Below are 22,855 nucleotides of genomic sequence, written 5' to 3' on the forward strand. Positions count from 1 at the left end.
TGAGTTCCTTCGGTTTCGGCGGCGCCAACGCCCATATCGTCCTGGAGGAATACCAGCCCCCGGCCGGTACGCAGACCGATACCGACACCGATCCCTCAACCACCGCCCACAACAGCCCTGTTGCCGTCCTGCTCTCCGCGCGTGAGCCCGAGACGCTGCGCGCCCGCGCACGGCAGCTCGTCGACTGGCTCGACAAGGGCGAGGCCACCGAGGCCGATCTGCCGCGGATCTCCTACACCCTCCAGGTCGGCCGGGTCGCGATGCCGGAACGACTGGCCTGTGTGACGGAGTCACTGGCCGAACTGCGCGCCCAGCTCCAGGAGTTCCTCGACGGCGAACGGCCCCGTGGCGTACGGACCGGGCGTGCCGAGCGGCGCGGCATCTGGAACGACCTGGCCGACGACGAGGACATCACCGCCGCGGTCGACAACTGGATGGCCAAGGGCAAGCTCGACCGGCTGCTCAAACTCTGGGTCGCGGGCGCCGAGTTCGACTGGCGGCGGCTGTGGGGCGAACACCCCCCGCGGCGTATCCCGCTGCCCGCCTACCCCTTCCGGCTCCAGCGCTACTGGATCGCCGACGGCACAAGCGGCCGGTCCACACGGCGGCCGTCGACCGCGCGCGAGGGAACGCCGTACGAAGGCACCCCGCGGGACGCGGAGTACCGCGAACTGCTGCGCGGCGACGAGTACTTCCTGCGTGACCACCGTGTGGGCGGCGTGCCCACGCTGCCCGGTGCCGCCTGTCTGGAACTGGTCCGCGCGGCCTGGGCCCACGCCGACCGTGCCCCCGACACCGCCCCGCTGCGGCTGCGCGACGTGCTGTGGCTGCGTCCGCTCCAGGTCACCGCGCCCCGTACCGTCGCCGTCGCCCTCGACCCGGCCGACGGCACGTACGAGGTGCGCGCCGTGGACGGCGACGAGCGCGAGGTGTACGCACGCGGCACCGTCACCGCCGACGGCCCCGACACCGCCGGCAGCGACCGCCCGGACGGGACCGCCGAACCGGCGGAGCCCGTACCGGCACACGACATCGCCGCCCTGCGCGACCGCTGCCTCCACCGTCTCGACGCCGACGGCTGCTACGACCGGTTCGCGGACCTGGGCCTCGCCTACGGCCCGGCCCTGCGCGCCGTCGAGACGCTGCACTACGGCGCGGACCTGGCGCTGGCCCGTCTGGTGCTGCCGGAGGCGGCGGCCGGGGAACGGGCGCTCAACCCGAGCATGCTGGACGCCGCCTTCCAGACCACCCTCGGCGTGCTCCTCGGCGAGCAGGCCCAGGCCCAGGCCCAGGCGGTGGACGGCGGCCCCGCCGGTGCGGACGGTACGAAGGACGTCGCGGCGCTGCCGTTCGCCGTGCGCGAGGTACGCATCCTCGCCCCCACCCCCGCCGAGGGCTGGGCCGTGGCACGCGCCGCGGAGGGCGACCGGCCCGGCGGGACGGTACGCACCCTGGACATCGACCTGTGCGACACCTCCGGGCGGGTCTGCGTACGCCTCACGGGGTTCAGCACCCGTACGGTCCCCGAGGACGGTGCGCCCCAACTCCCCGGGGAGCCGCCCGTGTTGATGATCGAGCCCGCCTGGCGCGAGGCGGAGGCGGCCTCCGTGGCGGCCATGCCGGAGGACCACCGGGTCGTGCTGTGCGAACTGCCCGGCGTGGACGCGGCCGAGCTGGCCGGCTCCCTCGGCGGCGACTGCGAGACCTGGCAGGCCGAGGGGGACGTCGCCGCCCGCTACACCGAGTACGCCCGGCGGCTGCTGGAACTCCTCCAGGAGGAGGCCCGCAGCCCGGCCCCGGCCCCGGCCCCCGGCGGGGTTCCCGGCGGGCGGCTCGTCCAGCTCGTCACCCCGTCCTCGGCACCCTGGCTCGGCGGTCTGAGCGGCATGGTGCGCACCGCCCGCCAGGAGCACCCCAAGCTCCTCGTCCAGTGGATCGAGGCCGAAGACGACTGCTCCGCCCACGAGTTGGCGGTGCTGCTGCGCGGCGACGGCGCCGACCCCGCCGAGGTGGCGGTACGGCACGGCGGCGGACGGCGCAGGGTCTCGCGGTGGCGGGAGACGCCGCCGCCCGCGCCCCGCGTCCCCTGGCGCGACGGCGGGGTCTATCTCGTCACCGGCGGCTCGGGCGGTCTCGCCGCGCTGTTCGCCAAGGACGTGGCCCGTCGCGTACGGCGGCCGTCGCTGGTCCTCTGCGGACGCGGCGCGGCCGGTCCCGAACAGCGGGAGCTGGTCGCGGAGTTGGAGGCGCTGGGCGCCCGCGCGGAGTACCGCGTACTGGACGTCTCCGACGCCGGGGCCGTCAGCGCGGCGGTCCGGGAGGTGGTCGCCGCACACGGCGCCCTGCACGGCGTCGTCCACGCGGCGGGCGTGCTGCGGGACGGCTTCCTCGCGCGCAAGAGCGCCGAGGAGTTGCGGCAGGTCTTCGCGGGGAAGGTCGCCGGGCTGCGCCATCTCGACGAGGCCACGGCGGACGTGGAGTTGGACTTCCTCATCGCCTTCTCGTCGATGGCCGCCTTCGGCAACGCCGGGCAGGCCGACTACGCCGCCGCCAACGCGTTCCTCGACGGCTACGCCCAGCACCGCGAAGCGCTCCGCGCGCGCGGCGAGCGCCACGGGCGGACCCTCTCGGTGAACTGGCCGCTGTGGGAGAAGGGCGGCATGCGCGGCGGCGCGGGCACCGAGGCCGTGCTCCAGGGCGTGGGCATGCGCCCGATGCGGGCGGAGACGGGGCTCGACGCCCTGTACCGGGCGTGGGCGTGCGGTCTGACGTCCGTCCTGGTGCTGGAGGGCGACCACGAGCGGATGCGCTCCCGGCTGCTGCCGGAGCAGCCCCCGCTGCCCGAGGCCCCGCACCGGCCGGATGCACAGAAGCCGCTGGACGCACAGAAGCCCCTGGACGCACCGGAGTTGCCGGACGCGGCGAGGGCGGGCGGCGGCGTGCCGGTGCGCTCCGGCTCCGCGGACGTCGCCCGTCGGGTCACCGCCGTCCTGGCGGACCTGCTGGAGATCGACGCGGAGTCCCTGCGGCCTGACGTGCCGCTGCGCGAGTACGGACTCGACTCGATCTTCCTCACCCAGTTCCTCGGCACGGCGCGCAAGGAGTTCGACCCGGCGCTCACGCTCGACGTCATAGCGGGCTGCGAGACGCTGACGGACTTCATCGACGCGATCGAGCGCGCCGCCGCCCCGCCGGCCGCCACGCCTCCGGCGCCCGCATCCGCGTCCGCACCCTCACCCTCGTCCGGTACGGAAGGGAAACCGTCAACGCGCCCCGCCCCGGAGCCGGATGGCGTACCGGTGGTGCGTCCCGTCGCCAAGGCACCCGAGGAGTTCCCCGAGCTGATCCCCATGAACGCCGTACGGGAGGGCCGCCCGGTCTTCTGGGTCCACCACGGCAACGGCGGAGTCGAGTCGTACGCGGCGGTGGCCGAGCGCTGCGGACGCCCCTTCTACGGCATCCAGCCCCGCGGCTGGACGGGCTCGGAGGACATCCTCACCGGCCAGGAGGCCATGGCCGCCTATTACGTGGACATCATCCGCGCCGTCCAGCCGGAGGGCCCGTACGACGTCGGCGGCTTCTCCCTCGGCGGTCTGTTCGCCTACGAGGTCGTACGCCAACTCCAGCTCCAGGACGCCACGGTGGACACCCTGGTGATGCTGGACACCCTCGACGCCGCCTCGACCAACCTGGCCAACTCCCTGATGACGGGCGGCCGTCAGGACGACGCCGACGTGGTGGCGAAGGTCAGCGCCTTCCGCGCCGTCAATCTGATGCTGGGCAACGACAGCCTCGACGCGCGCGAGGGCACCTCGTCCGTCCTGCACCGGGACGAGGTGGACACCGCGCTCGACCCGGACGCCTTCCTGGACTACCTCGTGGAGGCCGCCGTCGCCCGCGGCATCCACAAGACCCCGGCCCAACTGCGGACGCGCGTACGGCAGTTGGCGCGGTACTTCGACGCGGTGCACGGCGAGCGGCACGTGGTGCACCCGCTGCCGCGGCGCGAGGAGGTGCGCTGCTACTACCTGCGCAACGCGGGCGGGCAGTTCTTCGGCCCCTTCGAGGAGTACATGGTCCTCTTCCCCGAACCGGACCTCCCGGCGGTGGACGGCACCCCGTACTGGCGCGAATGGGCCGACGCCGTCGACGACTTCTTCGTCATCGACGTCGACACGGAGACCCACGCGCAGGTGATGACGGAGCCCGCGGCGCTGAAGAAGGTGCTGCGGCTGTGCGACCGGCTGTACGCGCCGGAGCAGCACGCGCAGGGAGGCCGGTGAGATGGAGGCGGTCGTCTTTCCCGGGCAGGGCGCGCAGCGCCGCGGCATGGGCCGCGAGCTGTTCGACGCCTTTCCCTCGCTCACCGAGCAGGCGTCCGACGTCCTCGGGTACTGCGTACGCGAGTTGTGCGTGGCGGACCCCGAGCGCCGGCTGCGCAGCACCGAGTACACCCAGCCCGCGCTGTTCGTCGTCGGCACCCTCGCGCACCTCAAGTGGCAGGAGGAGACGGGGCGTTCGGCCGCGTACTTCGCCGGGCACAGCGTGGGGGAGTACACCGCGCTGCACGCCGCGGGCGCCTTCGGCTTCGAGACCGGGCTGCGCCTGGTGCAGCGGCGCGGTCTCCTCATGTCGCAGGCGGAGGGCGGCGGCATGGCGGCCGTACTCGGCCTCGGCGCCGGGGAGTTGACGGAGCTGCTCCGCGAGGGCGGCTTCGTCTCCCTCGCCCTCGCCAACGACAACACGCCCGATCAGCAGGTCGTCTCCGGCGCCGCGCACGAGATCGACGCCCTGGAGGCGTATCTGTCCGCACGCGGCGTGCGGGGTGTGCGGCTGAACGTCTCGGGCGCCTTCCACTCGCCGCTGATGCTGCCCGCGCAGGAGGAGTTCGCCGCGTACGTACGGGACTTCACGCTCGGCGACCCGGAGACGCCGGTGATCTCCAACGTCACCGCGCGGCCCCATCCGCCGGGCGGTACGGCCGAGTTGCTCGTACGGCAGATCTCCAGCCCCGTGCGGTGGACGGAGAGCGTGCGCCATCTGCTCGACCTCGGCGTGGAGGAGTTCACCGAACTCGGCGGCAGCGTGGTCGCGAAGCTCGTACGGCAGATCCGTGAGGCGCACCGCAGGGACGCGGACGCCTCCGGCCCGGCGCCCGCAGCGCCCGCAGCGCCTGCGGCTCCCGTACGGCCCGAACCCGCCGCACCCGCCGCACGGTCCGCGCTCGGCAGCGCGGTCTTCCGCGAGCGGCTGGGGCTGCGCCATTCCTATGCAGCGGGCGGCATGTACCGGGGCATCGCCTCCCCGGCCATGGTGGTGCGCCTCGCCCGCGCCGGGATGCTCGGCTTCCTCGGCACGGGCGGCCTGACGCCCGAGGCCGTCGAGGAGCGCATCCTCCAGGTCCGGCGGGAGCTGCGCGAGGGCGAGCCGTTCGGCGTCAACTTCCTTGCCGACCACGACGATCCGGCCGCCGAACGCCGCGTCGCCGAGATGCTGATGCGCCGCGGCGTGACCGTCGTCGAGGCGGCGGCCTTCATCGGCATGACCCCGGCCCTCGTCCTCTACCGCGCGCGCGGCATGCACCGCGGACCGGACGGCGCCCCGCGCTGCGCCCACCGCATCGTCGCCAAGGTCTCCCGCCCCGAGGTGGCCGGCGCCTTCATGGCACCGCCGCCCGGGAAGGTGGTCGACGGCCTGCTCCGGGAGGGCGCGATCACCGGCGAGCAGGCCGAACTCGTACGGCAGGTCCCCATGAGCCACGACATCACCGTCGAGGCGGACTCCGGCGGCCACACCGACGGGGGCATCGCCACCGTCATGCTGCCCGCGATGCTCGGCCTCCGGCGGCAGGCCCAGCGCAGCCACGACTACGCGGAGCCGCTGTGCATGGGGCTCGCCGGCGGCCTCGGCACCCCGGAGGCCGTCGCCGCGGCCTTCATGCTGGGCGCCGACTACGTCCTGACGGGCTCCGTCAACCAGTGCACCGTCGAGGCGGACACCAGCGACGCCGTCAAGGACATGCTCCAGACCATCGACATCCAGGACACGGGCTACGCGCCCGCGGGCGACATGTTCGAGATGGGAGCCCGGGTCCAAGTGCTGCGCAAGGGCGTCTTCTTCCCGACCCGGGCCAACAAGCTGTACGCGCTCTACCAGCACCACGACGGCCTCGACGACCTGCCCACGAAGACCCGTGCCCTGCTGGAAAGGTCGTACTTCCACCGCACCTTCGACGAGATCTGGACGGAGGTACGCGAGCACTACCGCGCCAAGGGACAGCCCGAGGTCACCGACAAGGCGGAGCGGCAGCCGAAGGTGAAGATGGCGCTGGTCTTCCGCTGGTACTTCGCCTACTCGGCACGGCTGGCACTGACCGGGCAGGACGGCGACAAGGTCAACTTCCAGATCCACACGGGGCCCGCGCTCGGCGCCTTCAACCAGTGGGTCAAGGGCACGGCCTGCGAGTCCTGGCGCGCCCGGCACGCCGACGCCATCGGGCTGATGCTCATGGAGGGCGCGGCCGAACACGTCGCGGCGGCCTGCGAGTCGTGGGGCGGTACCTCCCGCTTCGCCCCCGCGGAGGAACGCGCCCTGGCCGCCCGCACCTGACCCCGTACCGGCCTCGACGGCGGAAGCCCGACCACCCGCACCGGACCGTCCGGACCACGTACCCCGGCCACGGCCCACGGCCCACGTACCACGGCCCACGGCGTGAAGTCCGCGTCGGCGCAGGCCGGTTCACGTTCATGACAGCCCCCGCACACGCACCACCACCGCACCGGATACCGCGCCGCACGGCGCCATGAGAGGACACGCAGTGACCACCCACCTCACCACCGACATCGACGAGATCGTCACGGACGTCTTCCAGTCCACCGAGGGGAAGAAGAACCCCTACCCCCTGTACCGGCGCCTCCAGGAGCTGGGCCAGGTGCACCGCTCCGAGCAACTGGGCTGGGTCGCCACGGGATACGACGTGTGCAGCGCCGCGCTGCGCGACCCCCGCGTCATCAAGGGCCCCGAGCAGATCCAGCCGGGCCGCCCCGACCCCGCCGAGCACTCCGCCGAGGCGTTGCTGCGCGGCACGATGCACCGGCTCGACCCGCCGGACCACACCCGGCTGCGCCGCCTCGTCAACGGCGCCTTCACACCGCGCAGCGTCGCCGCGCTGGAGCCGGACATCCAGGAACTGATCGACGACCTGATCACACCGGCCGTCAAGAAGGCGGAGGCGGGCGAGCCCGTCGACATGATGAGCGGCTTCGCCTTCCCGCTCTCCGTCGCCGTGATCGGCCGCATGCTCGGCGTGCCCGCGTCCGACTGGCACCGCTTCCACGACGTCGTGCTCGACCTGTCCTCCATGGTCGAACTCGGCTTCACCGGCGACGAGTTGCCCAAGGCCGACGCCGCCGCGGACGAACTGATCGCCTACTTCCGCAAGTTGGGCGCCGAGCGCATGCGCAACCCCGCCGACGACCTGACCTCCACGCTCGCCAACGCGACCGAGGCCGGTGACCGCCTCACCGAGCAGGAACTCGTCACCATGCTGATCCTGCTGTTCATGGCCGGTTTCGAGACGACGACCCACTCCATGGGCAACGGCATGTTCGCCCTGCTGGAGAACCCGGAGCAGACGCAGTGGCTGCGCCGCAACATGGACGCCATGCCCGCGGCCGTCGAGGAGCTGATCCGCTACGACTCCCCGGTGCAGTTCATCGCCGGCTACACCAAGGAGCCCGTGGAACTGGCGGACGGCACCGCCGTCCCCGCGGACGAGTATCTGTTCCTGATGATCGGCGCGGCCAACCGCGACCCGCGCGTCTTCTCCGACCCCGAACTGCTGCGTCTGGACCGCGGTGAGGCCGCGCCGATGAGCTTCGGCGGCGGCATCCACTACTGCCTCGGCGCGGGCCTGGCCCGGCTGGAGATCCGGAAGATCTTCACCTCGCTGCTCACCCGCTTCTCCGCGATCGAACTGGCCGAGCCCGAACCGGAACGCCGCAGCGGACTCGCCCTGCGCGGCTACGCCCGCATCCCGATGTGGCTCACCCCGGCGTAACCCGCCCCGCCCGTGACCGTACGAAGGCTCCCCGCCCCGTTCCGCCTCTCCCGCGGAACGGGGCGGACGCGTACGGGACCGGGAACGGTGAGGTGACGCGAGCGGCAGGCGGCGCGGCCGGAAGCGTCAGGCGCCAGGCGGTAGATGAGCGGCCGTCCCGGCCCCTGTCCCGGTGCTGTCGCCCGTCGCCGGACGCGTCCCCAGAAGGACGGCGGTGGCCAGCAGCCCCCGCCGTGCCGCCCAGCGGCCGGTGAAACCGCGCAACCGCTCGCCGCCGAGCACCGGCCCCTCCACCAGGAGCCGAGCGGAGAACGTGCCCGCGTCCGCGTCGATGGTGATCTCGGCCTCGGAGAAGTCGAGTTCGCGTGAGGTGAGCGGATACCAGACCTTGAAGACGCTCTCCTTCGCGCTGAACAGCAGGCGGTCCCAGGCCACTTGGGGATGCGCCGCCGCCAGCGCGCGCAGGTGTTCCCGTTCGGTGGGCAGGGAGATCACGCCCAGAACGCCGTCCGGCGTCGGCTCTGCGGGTTCGGCGTCGATGCCGATGCCGACCGCGTCGGTGCCGCGCGCGACGGCCGCCGCCCGGTAGCCGTCGCAGTGCGTCATGCTGCCGACGACACCCTCCGGCCACTGCGGGGCCCCCCGGTGCCCCGGCACCAGCGGCACGGGCGCCACACCCAGCCGCCCCAGTGCACTCCGCGCACACGCCCGTACGTCCGCGAACTCCCGCTGCCGCTTGGGCACCGCCCGGGCCACGGCGACCCGCTCCTCGGGAAAGAGCCCACTCAGCGTGTCCTCCTGCCCACTGACGAAGATCTCCTCGGTGCTCACCCACCCCGGCAACATCCGCCCGATCACCGCCGGCCCCCACCGGCGACGCCCCGTCCCTGCTCCATCAACTCGCCTTCTCCCACGGCCGTTTGAGCCACGCCGTACGGCTACGGCCACTCGCGCGGCACAGTACACGGCACGAACACGGGAGCCTGCGGCCTGTAACAGACCATGGGCGACCGAGCCGTGGCTGGCGCCTGGATCGCTTGACCAAGAAAGCGAGTTGCTCGTCGTGGTGGCATTCCTGGGTGACGGGACGCTAGACGTTCAGGCGAGCCGCGGCAGTGCGGGATGTGGCGCGGAACCGGCCGGGCGGTATGCCTCGTGCGCGGCTGAAGGCGCGACTGAAGGCGTACACCGAGGTGTAGCCGACCTCCTGGGCGATCTGCTCGAGGGAGTCGTCGGTGTCGCGGAGGCGTCGTGCTGAGAGGTCGAGGCGTCGTCGGGTGAGGTAGGCGGCGGGTGTCTCGCCCAGGGCTGCGGGGAAGCGGCGGGCCAGAGTCGCGCGCGAGACGTCGGTCGCGCGGGCGAGTTCCGTGGTCGTCCAGCCGCGGCCGGGCTCCCCGTCGATCAAGGCCATCGCCGTGCTGACGACGGGGTCGCGGAGGGCGTGCAGCGGGGACGCCGAGCTGTCGTCGTCGCGTTCGAGCCAGTCGCGCAGCGCCTGCACCAGCAGGACGTCGACGAGGCGGGCGAGGACGACCTGGCTCCCCGGCCGTGGCGAGGTCAGCTCGCGCCCCACGAGGCGGACCGTCTCGGCGAGTCCGCCGCCGTCACCTCGGCTGCGGAGCAGCACGGTCTCGGGCAGCGCCGCCAGAAGGGACGCGGAGGCCGTGGGATCGTGCGTGTAGTGCGCGCAGAGGATGTGCGTGTGCACCGGCCCGTGTCCCATCTGCACCGTGCCGTCGCCGGCGATCGTGTAGGTGTCGGAACGCCCGGGCGAGGTGCGGGCGATCGCCTCGGGGCCGCTTGCGAGCGCGTGTGCGTGGCCGCCCGGGAGCAGGAGGACATCGCCGGCCAGGAGTTGCAGCGGATCGGAGCCCTCGGGGGCGATCCACACCGTGCCCGAGGTCACCGCGTGGAACGCGGCCCCGGGCCCCTGCGCCGACCACCACCCCCAGTCGTCCCCGGCGGCGATCCGAGCGCCGAGGACGCCGCGCACCGCCTGCGCGTCGATGAGTCCAGTCAGAGCATCCATGCTCTCAGCATGCCTCCCAAGTGAGCGGTATGGATATGGAATTGAGTCAATGTGTCATTGAGACTCGCATTATGCGCGCCCTACGGTAGCTGCCATGAACATCGAAGGAAGCGTTGCACTCGTCACCGGCGGCAACCGCGGCATCGGCCGGCACTTCGTCCAGCAGTTGCTGGAGCGGGGTGCGGCGACGGTGTACGCCGCCGCCCGGAACCCACAGACAGTCGACGTGCCCGGCGCGATTCCGCTGGCACTCGACATCACCGACCCCGACTCGGTGACCGCTGCTGCGGCCGTCGCCGCCGACGTGACCCTGTTGGTCAACAACGCCGGCACCGCCACGGGAAGCGACCTCGTCACCGGTGACCTTCCCGCGATCAAGCGGGAACTCGACACGAACTTCTACGGCCCGCTTGCGATGATCCGCACGTTCGCGCCGGTCCTTGCCCGCAACGGCGGTGGCGGCATCCTCAACGTGAACTCGCGTATGTCGTGGCTCTCCTACCCGGGAGCCAACGCCTACGCCGCCTCGAAGGCCGCCGCATGGAGCATGACCAACGGGGCGCGCCTGGAACTGGCCCGGCAAGGCACCCAGGTCACCGGCCTCTACCTCAGTTCGACCGACACCGACATGATGGCCGCCTGGGACGTCCCCAAGAACGATCCGGCCGACGTCGTGACCGTCGCGCTCGACGGCCTGGAAGCCGGCGCGCCGGAGGTGCTCGCCGACCAGGAGACCAAGGAGACCAAGGCGTCTCTCGCCACGTGAACCGATGCCGGACGCCGTAAGAGCAACGACAGCCCTCACGCGAAGGGTTGATACGACTGTGCCTCGTGCGCCACTGCACACGGCGCTTGTCACCGGGCCGACGAGCGGCATCGGTCGAGCGACCGCGCTCGCGCTCAGCAGGGCCGGCCTGCACGTCGTCGTGCGAGGCAGAAGACCGCATTGGCCGGCTCGACGTACAGGTCGACAACGCGTTCCCGTCGCAGCAATACGTGCCCGGCGCGCAGAACGTGGGAGCCGACCTCGACCGGTCCGTCGCTGTGACGGGCCGAGCGCTTCTTCGGCGTGCACTCGCCCTCCTGGCGCACACGGCCGACGAGACTCAGACTCATGCCGGGCCGGCAGAGGACTCTTGATCGAGCTTGGCCGGTGGCAGTCGCCGGGGCCGGCGGCCCGTCAGGCGGCGACGAATGTGCCGAGGGCCGCGGGCAGGGCGGTGGTGTCCTGGTCCGTGCCGGCCCAGGCGACGTGTCCGTCGGGGCGGATCAGGGCGGCGCGGACCTCGCGCCGGGCGGCTGGGGCCTGGTGGTTGTCGAGGGCTGCGCGTGGTGATCTCTCCGCCCGTGGCGCACCCGCCACCCGCCGACAGAAGCGGGTCATCGCGCTCTGAATCGTCTGGAGGCACCCGCAGGTAAGGTCCCCCTATGTGGCTGACCCACTTCACCGTCATCGCGCTGCCTCTGCTACTGATCCCCACAGCAGCGCTGCTCGCCTGTGCCAAGTGGGGGATCGCAGCCCTCGCCGGCGGAGTTCCCGCTGATGTGAAGGCTTTGCTGCCCGAGTTCACCGCTGCGGAGCGCCGACGCGGTGCCGTCTTCTCCGCGATCTTCCTGGTCACGCTGCTCGGCGCGGTGTTCGTCGCCACCTACACCTGGATCGACGGCGCCGACGCGTCGGGGCTCTTGCAAGCGTTCGGGATGGCGTTCGCCACGTTCTTCGCGTTCTGCCTGATCGACCTGGTGGTCATCGACTGGGGCCTGGTGTGCTGGTGGCGACCGTCCTGGATCGTGATCCGCGGAACCGAACAGGCCGAAGGGTGGGGCGACTACATGTTCCACGTCCGGGAGCAACTGAGCCCGAAAGGCTTGGCGGCGATGTTCGGACTGCCCGCCGTGATCGCCGGCGCAGCAACGGTGACCCGCCTCCTGCTGTAGTGCGCAAGCGGCTCCTCCGCCACCTGGAAAGCGTCGACGGGCCCGACGCGGACTTGGTCCGCGACATCGACGAACGACGGGCCGAACTCCGCGCGGAACGCGACAGACTGCAACGGCAACTCGACGCGCTCCAAGAGACGACCGATGCAGTGGCACAGACGAGCCGAGGTGCAGCGGTCACCTCACTGGACTCTCGAAGGCCGGCCAAGATCACAAAGGAGGACGAGATGAAGCCTGCTGCTGAGACCTCACCGCGTCATCCTTCTGTGTGGTGCCCCCGGCAGGATTCGAACCTGCGACACCCGCTTTAGGAGTGGGATCAAATCCATGCTGACGGGTGCCTGTTGATGCTGGGTGATTCTGTCTGTGCAGGTCAGCTTCATCCAGCATTTCTCCTGATCCGGCTCGTGATGGTCAGTGCTCGACCGTCCGCTCACGCGTCGCTCACGCACAATTCGCCCCCACGCAGGGGCGACCACCGAGTACACGATCTTGCTACCCCTCGCAAGAGGCGATGAGGACCGGCCAATCCCGGCATAACTGCTGCGCGCGGGCATGCGGCCCTACGACGGACCTGGCACGGCACGCTGAGGCGGCTGGCTCGGAGCCGCCTGTGGCGGCGAAGTGGTGCGAGACGCGCGGCTTTCACGCCGCGTGGCCGCGTCCAACTCCCCTCCGGCCGAAGGCGGCAGCAGAGAGTCGCTCCTCAGCCCTGAGAAGGCTTCCTGTCAGAGGTTTGGTGGTGCATGCGTCGGCGCCGCACCTCGCGGAGCACCTCCTCGCGGGGGGCTGAAAGCCCAATGACATGGACTACGTCGTCGTCCACAGCGACTTCCTCAATGGTCACAAAGCCTGCGGCTTCTTCCACGGTGATCGGCTCGTGCGCGAAGAACGACTCCAGACGCTCCAAGCGGTCGAAGCCCGGAGCGTTGCTCTGGCTCAGCGACTGGACGACTTCGGACAGGGCAACACCTGGGGCGGAGTCGTGCCAGGTTTCGGTCCAACCCCCTTGCGGGAGATGCCGGGCGGTGGCCCCCTGCCGGTATCCAGACATCTGATCCAGAACGTGCCGCTCGACGGTAAGAGCTGCCTCACGGTTCGGGACAATCACCGTTTCGATCAAGGAGCCGCCCCGAGCCAGGTGCGCCTTGATCCTGTCGTGGCGACGGCCCTCGGTGTTGGTGATCCCAACCTTGGTCAGCTCCAACTCTGCGAAGTGGATGAGGTACACGAGGTGGGGAAGGTCGGGGTCAACCGCCTCGGCGCACCGTGGGCACGGCGACGCATTCTGGGCCAGTGCCGAGAGGGAGACCTTCCGTTCCGTTCCACAGCCCAGGCAGACGGCCGGGACTGGTTGCGTGAGCTTCGCGTAGCCGTCGAAGTTTCTCGCTAGGCCGTGAGCGGCGAAATACTCGGTGTGCTGGCGGACGAGACCCGCCCAGTCCAGGTGAGGGCAATGGTCCCCACCGCGCCATGAACTGGCCAGCACATGAACGACGCTTCGCCGAAACTGCTCGCCACAGGTTGCGCAGCGCACGTCCACCATGTCCCACACGTCCGTGAGCATGGCCGCAGCCGCTTCCCCGCCCACCGTCTCACCGGCCGTGCCCATCATGGTGTAGCCGGCCTCGCGGAGCACCGCTACGGCGTCCTGCGTTGTTGTCACCCAACGCTCCGGATCGTGTTGCAGGCCTGCCTCGTAGACCTCTCTGAGTGAACACGGCTCGCAGGCCGAATAGCTTTGATTGCGAATCTGGTTGTATGCCACCGATCCTGTCCGCCCGCACGCCAGGCATCGGTACTCGCGCAGGGCTGTCGGGGATTGGTGAGGCTCGCACGGCCGGACGCCGACGCGTCGGAACTGCTCATCAATGCACTCGCGGCAGGGGCCGGGCTTGCCCATCCGGTTGGCACTCTCGTTCCGGCCACATTTCGAGCAAGCGCGCATGGCAGCCACAGCAGTTCTCCGTGAGGTCATCATGGTCAGCGACGAGCCTAAGGCTGGCCACTGACAAGCCCCGAGGCCGAGCAGCGGACGCGCTCGTAGAGTTTGTCGTGGAAGGTCAGAGCGCCTCCACAGAGGAGGTACGCGCGTCCCGTTGAGCCCCACCATGAGCGCTCACGCATGGGGGCAGGCACCGCCACCGCTGGTACGCGTGTGCCTGCCCTGTGCTCCGAGGCTGATTGGCCCTGCTGCCGCATTGGGTGGCTCGTGCTGGAAGGCTTGGTGCGTGACGTACGCGGTGACAGTGGACACGAGCATCCCGAGCGGTGCTCCCCAGATGGATGAGTTGCAACGGGCCGGTGCCGGGGCTCTGTTGGAAGAAGGTCTCAGCGCGATCGAGTCGCTCGAAGGGCCGGACGGGGTCGAGGTGGAAGTCGACGACACGTTCGTGGGTGTCTATCCCGGTGGGGCCCTGCTGAAGGTGTTCGTGGATGCGTCGGCGCTGGAGTTCGCCGAGCAAGCGGTCCGTTCGCTGGTGGAGGAGGTCCTCGAACGTTCGGAGCCTCTTGCCGATTGGACAGTGGAGCGGTGCGAGGTCGAACTGCACCCGGAGTTGGCGAAGGAGAGCCTTGAGGCAGCTGATGGTCCGGCGGCACCCCCGGTCGATATCGCTGCCCGGCGTGCCCAGCTGGCTGAGTCGGCTGCCGGAACCCCCGCCGACCCTGCCCGCATAGCTGCCGAGTCGAAGGCAGCGGAGACCAGGATGCGCGCCATGGCTGCCCAGTTGCGGGCTTTCGGACCAGGGATGTTCGGCGCAGTCGACGAGGAAGACGAAGACTACGACCCGGAACCCTCCTATTCTGCGGTGTCGCCCGAGGATGCGGAACTGGCCGCCGGGGCGCTGGTCTGGGCCTCGGATGTCCTTCTGGATGAGCTTTTCCAGGACGCTTTCACCTTGGCCCAGCGGAAGACCAATGTCGCTGAGTGCGAGGAGCCCCTGTGGCTGCTTGAGGACTTGCCTCCGCGCTATGCGCTAAAGTACGACGCTCGTTTCGCCCGCAGGTTTTTGGTGACGGCCGTCGCCCTCACCACACGTTTCACCGAGGGCAGCTTCGAGCAGCTGAGCTGCGTCGCGGAGGAGCTGACCTTGAGGCTGCTGCTGACCACGACCGAGGTCACGTTGGAGACGTTCGGGCTGCTTGATCCGGGGGTCGCGGAGGCGTTGGTGTGCTTCTCCGACCTGATCTACGAGGACATGGACCACGAGTGGCTGTACGACGACTCGAAGGACGGCATCGAGGAGAGTCCGGTGGGTGAGTATCTCGGTGTCGCGCCCATGGGCCTAGAGAGTTGGTTCAAGCCGTTCAACGAGGGCCGGTACGTCCATCCGTACGCTGCCGACGAACTGCGCGACGATCCGGACGGACAGTCGGCCACCTGACGTCGCTTCGCCCGCCCAGGCGTACCGGCCCTCTGAACCCCTCGCGAATTCGCGGAGCTCGACCGGGAGGCGGGGCGTGATGCTGGGACGGCGATGCCGAGTATCTCACCAGCCGGCCCGCAGGTCGGCGCGGCGGACATGCGACATCAGGTAAGGGTTGAGACCGGTCGGGGGAGCAGCAGTGCACGAATCGAACGCTCGTGGCCGCGACGTATAGGACTCCGCCCTCGACGAAGGGCTCCCCTGGATCGCCTGATCCAGCGCAGCTCTGCCTGCAACAGCTACTTCCCCGTTTCCGCGTCCCACTCGAGAAGGACGGCACTGACCGCGCTGCCCACCGCGAACCCGCGTGGCTGTGAAGGCACCCCTCCCGGACCTGTGAGGCCATTGGGCGGTCAGTCGCCGTCGCCAACTGCTTCTGCAACCAGCTCAGAGGAGTCTGCTCGACAGGAAAGTCCCACTCCCGTCGCCATGGGAAGGAAAGGATCATATGCAGATGGAGCAGGGGCAGAGTCGCGGGGATGTACTGGTCACCGTCCGGGTGGAGGCCGCGCTCACAGGACCCGTCGAACACCGGACAACCGCCCAAGCATCGTTCGAGCAAATGGGTTGGGAAGTACTGCACGCTGAAGAGACGGACCCGGCGCTTCGCACCCCGGGCGGAGTTCTCCCGGACGAGGCGATCCACATCTCGTTCTACACGCTTGACATACCCGTCGGCCGTGATGCCCGTCGACCGGAGCGGTGGGCGGTCCAAGAGGTTAAGGACCTCGCAGACAATGCCCACCTGGACCTACGACCGGTGAGCGCGCGGATGCTACGCAGACAGCGTCGCCAGGAACCCCACTGGTTTGTTTGTACACCGCGCAGTACGCACTCGTATCCGTGGGTCCGGTGGCTGTTCAATCTGGAGCGGAGCATGGGGTTCCACGACACCGGGACAGTGCTGTTCGGTCCCTACGAGGAGGCTCAGCGACGCGCAGGTGAGGGACGGGTGCGTCCCCCGTTTCCGCGACGGGTGCAGGCCCATGACGAGTTGCGCCGGACCAGGGTTGGGGAAGGCCGCAGGCGGGTGCTGAGGGCAGTGGCGCTGAGCTGGGCGGCGGGCATACTCGGCCTCCCAGTGGCGGCGGGCCCCTGGTGGCTGGCTCTGCCTGCGCTGGCGACCTGGGCGTTGCTTACTTGGTGGTGCGCCACCGTCATGCTTCCCCTCGCCCGCCAACGTCACACGGTCCAACGTCGCCGTACCGACTCTCCGGCGCTGGATAGTGGTCGCACGACAACCGGGGACGGGAACCTTGCCCAGCCGGACGAGGACGAAGAAGTAATTGTCTACCGGCACCAGCGGGCGCGCGCATGGCTGGCAGCGGTGGCAGTCAGCGGAGTGTTCTTCGCGGTCACCGCCTGGATGACCTGGAATACGAATCCAGCGAGCGCTGTCGCTTGGCACCTACTCCTGGCAGGCACGGTATTCGTAACGCCTGGCATCCGACACCTGGCTCGCGCCGGCAGCCGGAGGCCGTTTCTCGTGGCGTTTCTCGTGGCGCTGCTCCCGGTGGCCGTTCCAGCACTTGGCGGGCTCAGCCCTGTCCTCTTCACGTTCTATGGCGCCGCGTTTCATACCCGTGCCGAGGAGATAGACGTTTCTAACGTTTGGCAGTTCCTGGCCTCGACGTACGTGCTCGGCATCTCTACAACGCTGAGTCTCGTCTTCCTCGCCAGTTGGGGCTACCTGCGACCGCTGTTTCGCGACCGTACGCTGCGCCCATTCCTTCCAATCGTCGCCATCACCGGGGCCATGGCACTCACCCTGGCCTGGGCAACGACCGTACTGGATACTGCCTCGGCGGCCGGCGATAAAGCGGTTCGGCAATGGCGATCCGGCCAAGTACCAGACCACTATTACGGCGCCAACCCCCAACCAGTCTGTGTGACTCCGATCGGTCCCTTGGACGAACTCCCCCTGGACGGACACCAGCTTGACCCTGAACAGGTGTACGGCAGCTTTGGTGCAGTCGGTGGTCAGGTAAATCTGTGGGATCCCACGTCGGGTGACGCCTTCCCGGTGCCTTCCGATGCGGTGCAGGTGCTCCCAGCCGGGGACAGCGAGCCCGGTGGTTCGATACCCCGAGCTTGCCCCTCCTGAGCTGACGTAGATCTCCCAGCGATGTGGCCAGAGAGGCCACCGGCCACTCGGTCAGCGTTCACTACGGTCTGCGCCAGGTCGCACTCGAACCTAACAATCCGGTGCGTACGCCGACATAATGTGGAGTATGACTCATTCCGGCTCGGATTGTCCCGATCCCTTGAGGCCTTCGCAGGCGACTGGCGACGAGGTTGGCTTGGTGACAGATGCGTGGGCGGCATACTCGGCCGATCCGCAGCTGCGGCAGCCGCCCGACCCAGGCTCGCCCGGGAATCAACCGCCGGGGGAAGACCTGAACTTGAACATCGGCTGGGAACGCTTCGAGAAGCTGCTGCTTGCGGTTTCGCGTAGTGTTCTTGGTCTTCGAGGTATCAAGTTCCGTCGCTACGGCATCCAGGGGCAGGAGCAACACGGGATTGACCTCGCCGGACGTGAGGCGGACGGCCGCTACACCGTGATCCAATGCAAGGACTATCAACAGTTCACCGCCGGAAACCTACGGGCAGCTGTCGAGAAATTCACCACCGGACTTCGGCCCTTCAACGCCTATCGCCTGATCATCGCGACCTCGGCCTCTGCCCAACCCACGCAACTCGCCGATGAGTTGGCCAAGCTTCAGGACGAGAATCCTGATCTTGAACTGGACCTTTGGGGCTCCGAGAAGATCAACCAGCACCTCCGCTACCACGGCGATGTCGTTGCTCAGTTCTGGACCCGCGAGACAGCCAAGGTGTTCTGTACTGGGGCACCTCTCCCAGGGGTACCAGCACCGCTTCCGGATCGCCACGAGCAGGCGGAGCGAATCCTCATCGGTCCCCTCAAGACCGCTGATGTGAAGCCGATCTTGCGCGAGGCGGACTCCAAGCGGGCAGGGGCTCCGGCAGAGTCCGCCGTTCTGTATGGCGACCTGGCGGTCCGGTTGCAGGAAGCTGGCCATCGCGGACATGCGATTGTGCTGCGTCACAGACAACTCGATGCCCTACGGGAGGCCGGGCTCTTCGATGAAGCAGCGGGACTCGCGGCTCTTCTGGCTGTGACTGCGCTTTACCACGGTGATCGGTACGAACCGCGGAAGCTAGTTCGCCTGCTCGGGGAGTTGGCACGTGATGCCGAGTCGACGGGTACCGAGGAGGCTGCGACAACCAGGCGGCATGCCGAACTTGTCCGAGCGGCTGTAGACAACGCTCTGCACCCACTTGGCGCCGGCAAGCCCGACCTCCAGCTGGCGGAGAGCGATGTGGACTTGGGGTATTGGCCCCTGCTGGTCCTGATTCTCGCTGAGTATCGGCTGGCCACAGATCCGCACCAGCTTGAGGAACTGGATCACCTCATCAGCGTTGCGGTCACAGAAGCAGACGAGCGGCCGATCGCAGGCCTCGGAGAAGACCTCGCCATACGCCTGCGACTCGTGCGTGCCGAGTACAACTCCCTCGTAAGAGAGGAACTCCTGAGAGCAGCGAGGCGACACCTGGTCCATGGCCGACACTCGGCACTGATCAGCGCGCGCGAAGCTCGGCGATGCTGTCTCGAAGATCGGGCCGAGGAAGCGTTGGAAAGCTGGAGGGATGCCGTTCAAGACGCTATCCACGCCGGATTGGCTGAGGACGCCGCCGACTGGCTCTACGCCATCCGGTCACTGAATGTTCAGTACGGCCCCTGGTCCACAGAACTCGACGACGAGCATCACCTTGCCCAGGCTCTCGGCGCAACAGGAACGGGCCGATTGTTGGATCGCATTCGGGACCCAAGGGCGCAGGCGATGTCAGCTGTGCTGCGCAAGAAGCCCATCGAAGCCGTGCTGTCAGCTCGACGTTGGCTCACTGACAGTGTCGTGACGGGAAGCTGGGCCGATGAGAATGAGGCACTCAGCTTCCTTGGAGACCTGTACCGCGACAACAACGAGCCCGCCCTAGCCTCCACGTACTACCAACGCGCGGGGAACGCCAAGAGACTCGAAGAACTTTCCACGAGTGTCGGCGACCTCTTGTTGCCGGTGGGGCAACTCAGGGACGAACCATGGTGGGTCCTCCGCGCCCGAGCGACGCTCATCTCAGCGCAGGCAGATCTGATCGAAGACCACACGGTGGGCACGCTGCTCAGCGATCTCACAGATTTGGCTGCGCGAGGCAGGGCAGGTGAGCTCAGTGACTCACCAACACAGGCCCTCACCCTGCAAGCCACAAAGAGCGCCTGCACGCTGGCGTCAAGGGGAACTCCCGAACAGGCTGGCACCCTCCTTGAGCTGCTGGCCTCCGACGTGGTTCGTGAGCCCAACCACTACCGGCACACCGACGATGAACATGCGGCCGCATGCGTCGAGATCGCCTTTGCACACCCGGACCTCACCATGGCTGCCCTAACCAGGCTGTTCGACCTCGCAGAGTACGACACCCACAAGGCGCTTGAGCTCCTGGCAAGTCACAGGGTGCTCGAACTACTGGCGGCACGGGAACATCGCAAAGACCGTCTCGGTAAACCAGGCGACGCCGGAATGCTGACCGACGACGAACAGACCACACTTCGCGCTCGGGCGATCCAATTGGCGCAGCAGGGAGGTTACTTGAGCGACGTCATGTGCTCCGAAATTCACCCCATCCATCCTTCAGTACGCGACCGCGCGGAACAAGCTCGTGATCGAATCCTGAACCGACCCGCCCCTAAACCTGGGCACGCTGAACTCGGGACCGCCATGGTTACCGACTCATATCTGGCAAGCAGTCTGGCCGATGAAGACCAGGAGGCCTGCCTTAGGAAACTTCTGGATGTCGCTGGTGACCCACGTGAGGTGGCCTCGACCCGGCAGGACGCGCTCATCGGGGCCAGCAATCTAGTGCTTGAACAATCCCCGGACGTGAAACACGAAACCTTCCAAAAGAGCAGGGCATTTGTGCTCGGCGAACAAGACGGTAGCCATCTTGACGATGAGCTGACCGGCGATTCTCATCCACTCAGCTCATTCAGGATCAACGGTGGACCTGCCTCGCTCTGTGGTCACGGACTACGCCTGGCCGCAGCTTCGGCCACGACGATCGAGGAACAAGAGTGGGTGCGAGATCAGGCGCTTGGTTTCCTACGCAGCGACGAGCGCTCCATCCTCCAGACCGCCGCCAGGACACTCAACCAACTCCCACGAGAGGTCACCAGCAACATAGACACCAGTCTCCTGGCCACGCACAACCATGTCGGTGTCCGCCAACTCAGCGCCGTGCTGTGTATGCAGAACCCTGAACGCTGTCTGGATACGGCCATGCGCCTCGCCGGCGACAGTGACGGCCGTGTGCGACGCACGCTGGCCGAAGCAGCGGCCTACCTTGCGCCGGACCCTCCCGAATCAGCCACCGCGATCCTGGAAGCCCTCGCTCAGGACCCACGCCACAGCGTCCGTGTAGCAACGCACCTCCACACCTAGCCTGAGCGTGCTTACCTCTTCGAGCGGTACCTAGAGGTGTCGCCGCCTGTCCGCACCTGCTCAGTCATCTATCGGTGCAGTGTCGGGCGTACGGCAGGGCTAATGCGTGTTTCAGCTGACTCGCTGACAGCACGTAGTAGCTCATCCCAGTCGGTGTAAAGAAGCCACTCTTTCCCCATGAGATGGGCTGTCCACAGCACGAGGTCTGCCCAGCTTCGACAGCGATGGACCTCTATGGCGTACGCGTTGGCGTCAGGAGCCGAGTCGCAGGAGGCGTGGTCAACGCGCCAGCGCGCAGGAGTGGGATACGAAAGGAGGCTCCCACCCGAGAACGTCACGGCCCCACCCTCCTGAGGCTCAGATTCGAGCTGTTCCCACGCACGTTCGTTCACAGTGACCTGCTCAACTTCCGCCATGTCCACCCACAGATTGCCCTCGCCATCGGCCACGACTCGCTTGCAAACATCGCATATCGCTACAAGCTCATGCATGCCCGCTCCTTTAGATCAAGCCCAGTGAGATAGGTGTTACTTGCCAACCATGTCTTGCCGAGGCACCGGACGTGTGCTCCAGGGGCCGCCACCCACGTCCAGAATCGCGGCGGGGGAAGGTCGGTGCGTCCAGTAGCAATCCCATCGTCGCGCCGACGGCTTGGGCAACGAATCCAGCCGGGCTTCTGCCCAAGACGCGCGTCCCGGCTTCACTTACCTGCAGTTTCGCGTTCCCATCCGCGAGGTCTTGCCGGTCGAGGACTGTCGGCACGTATGCGTGGCAGGCCGTGTTGAAGAACACGGCAGAGGTACCGCAGGCCATCGCCCGCGATGAAGAGGTGTGCGATCGTCAGTCGAGCCAGCCCGCGACCGGCACAGAGGTCTGCCCGAGTCGGACAGGGCTATAGCTGCTCGCTGGCCTTGGCGGGCAGCTCACTTGGAGAGATGCACTCGATCGTGTGTAGTCTCCGTCCCGAGCGCCTTCTGCCGCCGGCCCTGCCTAGCCTCGCACCGTGTCTAAGAAGTCTCCCGTGGGATCGAAGATCTACAAGGTGCTTGCCGAGGCCCGCACAGTTGAGCCGTACCCAGTTTGGATGACCTGGGAGGGCGTTGCTCGCCAGGTCTACGGCTACTCGTTCGAGACTCGAAACGCGCAGCAATGCGTGGGTCGTCTGTCCTCGGTCGGCGTGCTGCGGTACAGCAATGGTCGTACGGCGGGGCCGAGGATCTGGCCCACGCCTGCCGAGTCTTGGATGCTACGGCAGACGGGGAAGGTGTTCTCCGACGTCATGCTTCCCGTGGATAGCCCGAAGTACCGGCCACCGACGCGCGAAGAGGTCGTGGAAGCCTTCGTCAACGGCATCCATGACCCCAAGGTGCCGCTGAATCTCGGTGAGGTCGCTGCCCTGGTCAATCAGTACTGCAAGACGTCGTTCGACGTCGCCGAAGTGATGTGGTGGCGCCTGGGCCTGGAGAGGCGTCGTGCACAGCAGCGAGAAGTCTGCCTTACCCGGCTCGGTGTCGCGATGGGCAGACTCCTGGCGGCAAGGGACCGGCAGGAGATTGAAGCGCGCAAGGTGTGGCTCGGCCCATGGCGGGTCGATCCCGAGCAGTTGACCGAGTGCCCCTGTTGCCAGCAGGAGATCGTGTCGGCTTCGGTGCTCTCGCAGGGCGTACGAACTGGATGAGGCGGCGCCCAGCAGACTGAGCGGGGGGAGGACGGGAACAGGATCTGATGTTCCTGTCCTCTTTGCTCGTCGCATCGTGTGGCGGCAGCTCGGTTGCCGGAACACGGCCGCGCGACCTCCTTCCCGCTAGTCACCGTGCGGGGAGATATCAGGCGTTTACTCCGGTAGGACCCGCAGTATGAACTGTTCGACAACGGCTGCGCCCACGGC

General features: G+C 68.3%; 14 protein-coding genes. 9 read left to right on the forward strand and 5 right to left on the reverse strand.

The window, feature by feature from the left end; all coding sequences use genetic code 11:
* The 3 genes from AN218_RS29335 to AN218_RS29345 form a co-directional block, all read left to right on the forward strand.
* On the forward strand, window positions 1-4,283 hold a 4,283-nt coding region (locus AN218_RS29335; RefSeq protein WP_141747739.1), incomplete at its 5' end, for an SDR family NAD(P)-dependent oxidoreductase.
* A gap of 1 nt (window position 4,284) precedes the next feature.
* A complete protein-coding gene (gene fabD / locus AN218_RS29340) occupies window positions 4,285-6,609 on the forward strand; it encodes an ACP S-malonyltransferase (RefSeq protein WP_070020113.1) in 2,325 nt (774 codons plus the stop codon).
* A gap of 208 nt (window positions 6,610-6,817) precedes the next feature.
* Window positions 6,818-8,059 (forward strand): cytochrome P450, encoded by a 1,242-nt coding sequence (locus tag AN218_RS29345; protein ID WP_171908837.1) that lies wholly within the window; start codon window positions 6,818-6,820, stop codon window positions 8,057-8,059.
* Between the two features lie 126 nt (window positions 8,060-8,185).
* Here the strand turns inward: AN218_RS29345 and AN218_RS29350 are convergent, their stop codons facing one another.
* The gene (locus AN218_RS29350; protein ID WP_070020114.1) at window positions 8,186-8,917 is read right to left on the reverse strand and encodes a 4'-phosphopantetheinyl transferase family protein; all 732 of its coding nucleotides are present in this window, start codon (window positions 8,915-8,917) and stop codon (window positions 8,186-8,188) included.
* Between the two features lie 232 nt (window positions 8,918-9,149).
* A complete protein-coding gene (locus tag AN218_RS29355; protein ID WP_070020115.1) occupies window positions 9,150-10,088 on the reverse strand; it encodes an AraC family transcriptional regulator in 939 nt (312 codons plus the stop codon).
* 94 nt (window positions 10,089-10,182) lie between these two features.
* On the opposite strand from AN218_RS29355, the gene AN218_RS29360 reads away from it, so the two are divergent.
* Window positions 10,183-10,854 (forward strand): SDR family oxidoreductase, encoded by a 672-nt coding sequence (locus AN218_RS29360; protein WP_070020116.1) that lies wholly within the window; start codon window positions 10,183-10,185, stop codon window positions 10,852-10,854.
* 134 nt (window positions 10,855-10,988) lie between these two features.
* Here AN218_RS29360 and AN218_RS29365 read toward each other — a convergent pair whose 3' ends face one another.
* Complete coding sequence (locus tag AN218_RS29365; RefSeq protein WP_070020117.1) at window positions 10,989-11,204, reverse strand: hypothetical protein; 216 nt, start codon at window positions 11,202-11,204, stop codon at window positions 10,989-10,991.
* A gap of 64 nt (window positions 11,205-11,268) precedes the next feature.
* On the reverse strand, window positions 11,269-11,472 hold the full coding sequence (locus AN218_RS29370; protein ID WP_141747740.1) for an aromatic-ring hydroxylase C-terminal domain-containing protein: 204 nt from the start codon (window positions 11,470-11,472) through the stop codon (window positions 11,269-11,271).
* A gap of 44 nt (window positions 11,473-11,516) precedes the next feature.
* Between AN218_RS29370 and AN218_RS29375 the strand changes: the two genes are divergently transcribed.
* Window positions 11,517-12,026, forward strand: coding sequence for a hypothetical protein (locus tag AN218_RS29375; protein WP_070020119.1), 510 nt, complete (start codon window positions 11,517-11,519; stop codon window positions 12,024-12,026).
* A 706-nt stretch (window positions 12,027-12,732) separates the two neighbouring features.
* On the opposite strand, the gene AN218_RS29380 is transcribed toward AN218_RS29375, so the two are convergent.
* Window positions 12,733-13,794 carry a hypothetical protein gene (locus AN218_RS29380; RefSeq protein ID WP_141747741.1) on the reverse strand — a complete coding sequence of 354 codons (1,062 nt, stop codon included), beginning with the start codon at window positions 13,792-13,794 and terminating at the stop codon, window positions 12,733-12,735.
* A gap of 463 nt (window positions 13,795-14,257) precedes the next feature.
* Here AN218_RS29380 and AN218_RS29385 point away from each other — a divergent pair, with 463 nt between their 5' ends.
* The 4 genes from AN218_RS29385 to AN218_RS29405 all read left to right on the forward strand — a co-directional run bounded on the left by AN218_RS29385 (window position 14,258) and on the right by AN218_RS29405 (window position 22,645).
* On the forward strand, window positions 14,258-15,412 hold the full coding sequence (locus AN218_RS29385; protein WP_070020121.1) for a hypothetical protein: 1,155 nt from the start codon (window positions 14,258-14,260) through the stop codon (window positions 15,410-15,412).
* 490 nt (window positions 15,413-15,902) lie between these two features.
* A complete protein-coding gene (locus AN218_RS29390) occupies window positions 15,903-17,558 on the forward strand; it encodes a hypothetical protein (protein ID WP_070020122.1) in 1,656 nt (551 codons plus the stop codon).
* 127 nt (window positions 17,559-17,685) lie between these two features.
* Window positions 17,686-20,967 carry a PDDEXK family nuclease gene (locus AN218_RS38570; protein ID WP_244900818.1) on the forward strand — a complete coding sequence of 1,094 codons (3,282 nt, stop codon included), beginning with the start codon at window positions 17,686-17,688 and terminating at the stop codon, window positions 20,965-20,967.
* A 1,021-nt stretch (window positions 20,968-21,988) separates the two neighbouring features.
* Window positions 21,989-22,645: a hypothetical protein gene (locus AN218_RS29405; RefSeq protein ID WP_070020125.1), complete on the forward strand. Its 657-nt coding sequence runs from the start codon at window positions 21,989-21,991 to the stop codon at window positions 22,643-22,645.
* Window positions 22,646-22,855: the final 210 nt, after the last annotated feature.

This window comes from Streptomyces nanshensis (assembly GCF_001751255.1).
GTDB classification, from domain to species: domain Bacteria; phylum Actinomycetota; class Actinomycetes; order Streptomycetales; family Streptomycetaceae; genus Streptomyces; species Streptomyces nanshensis_A.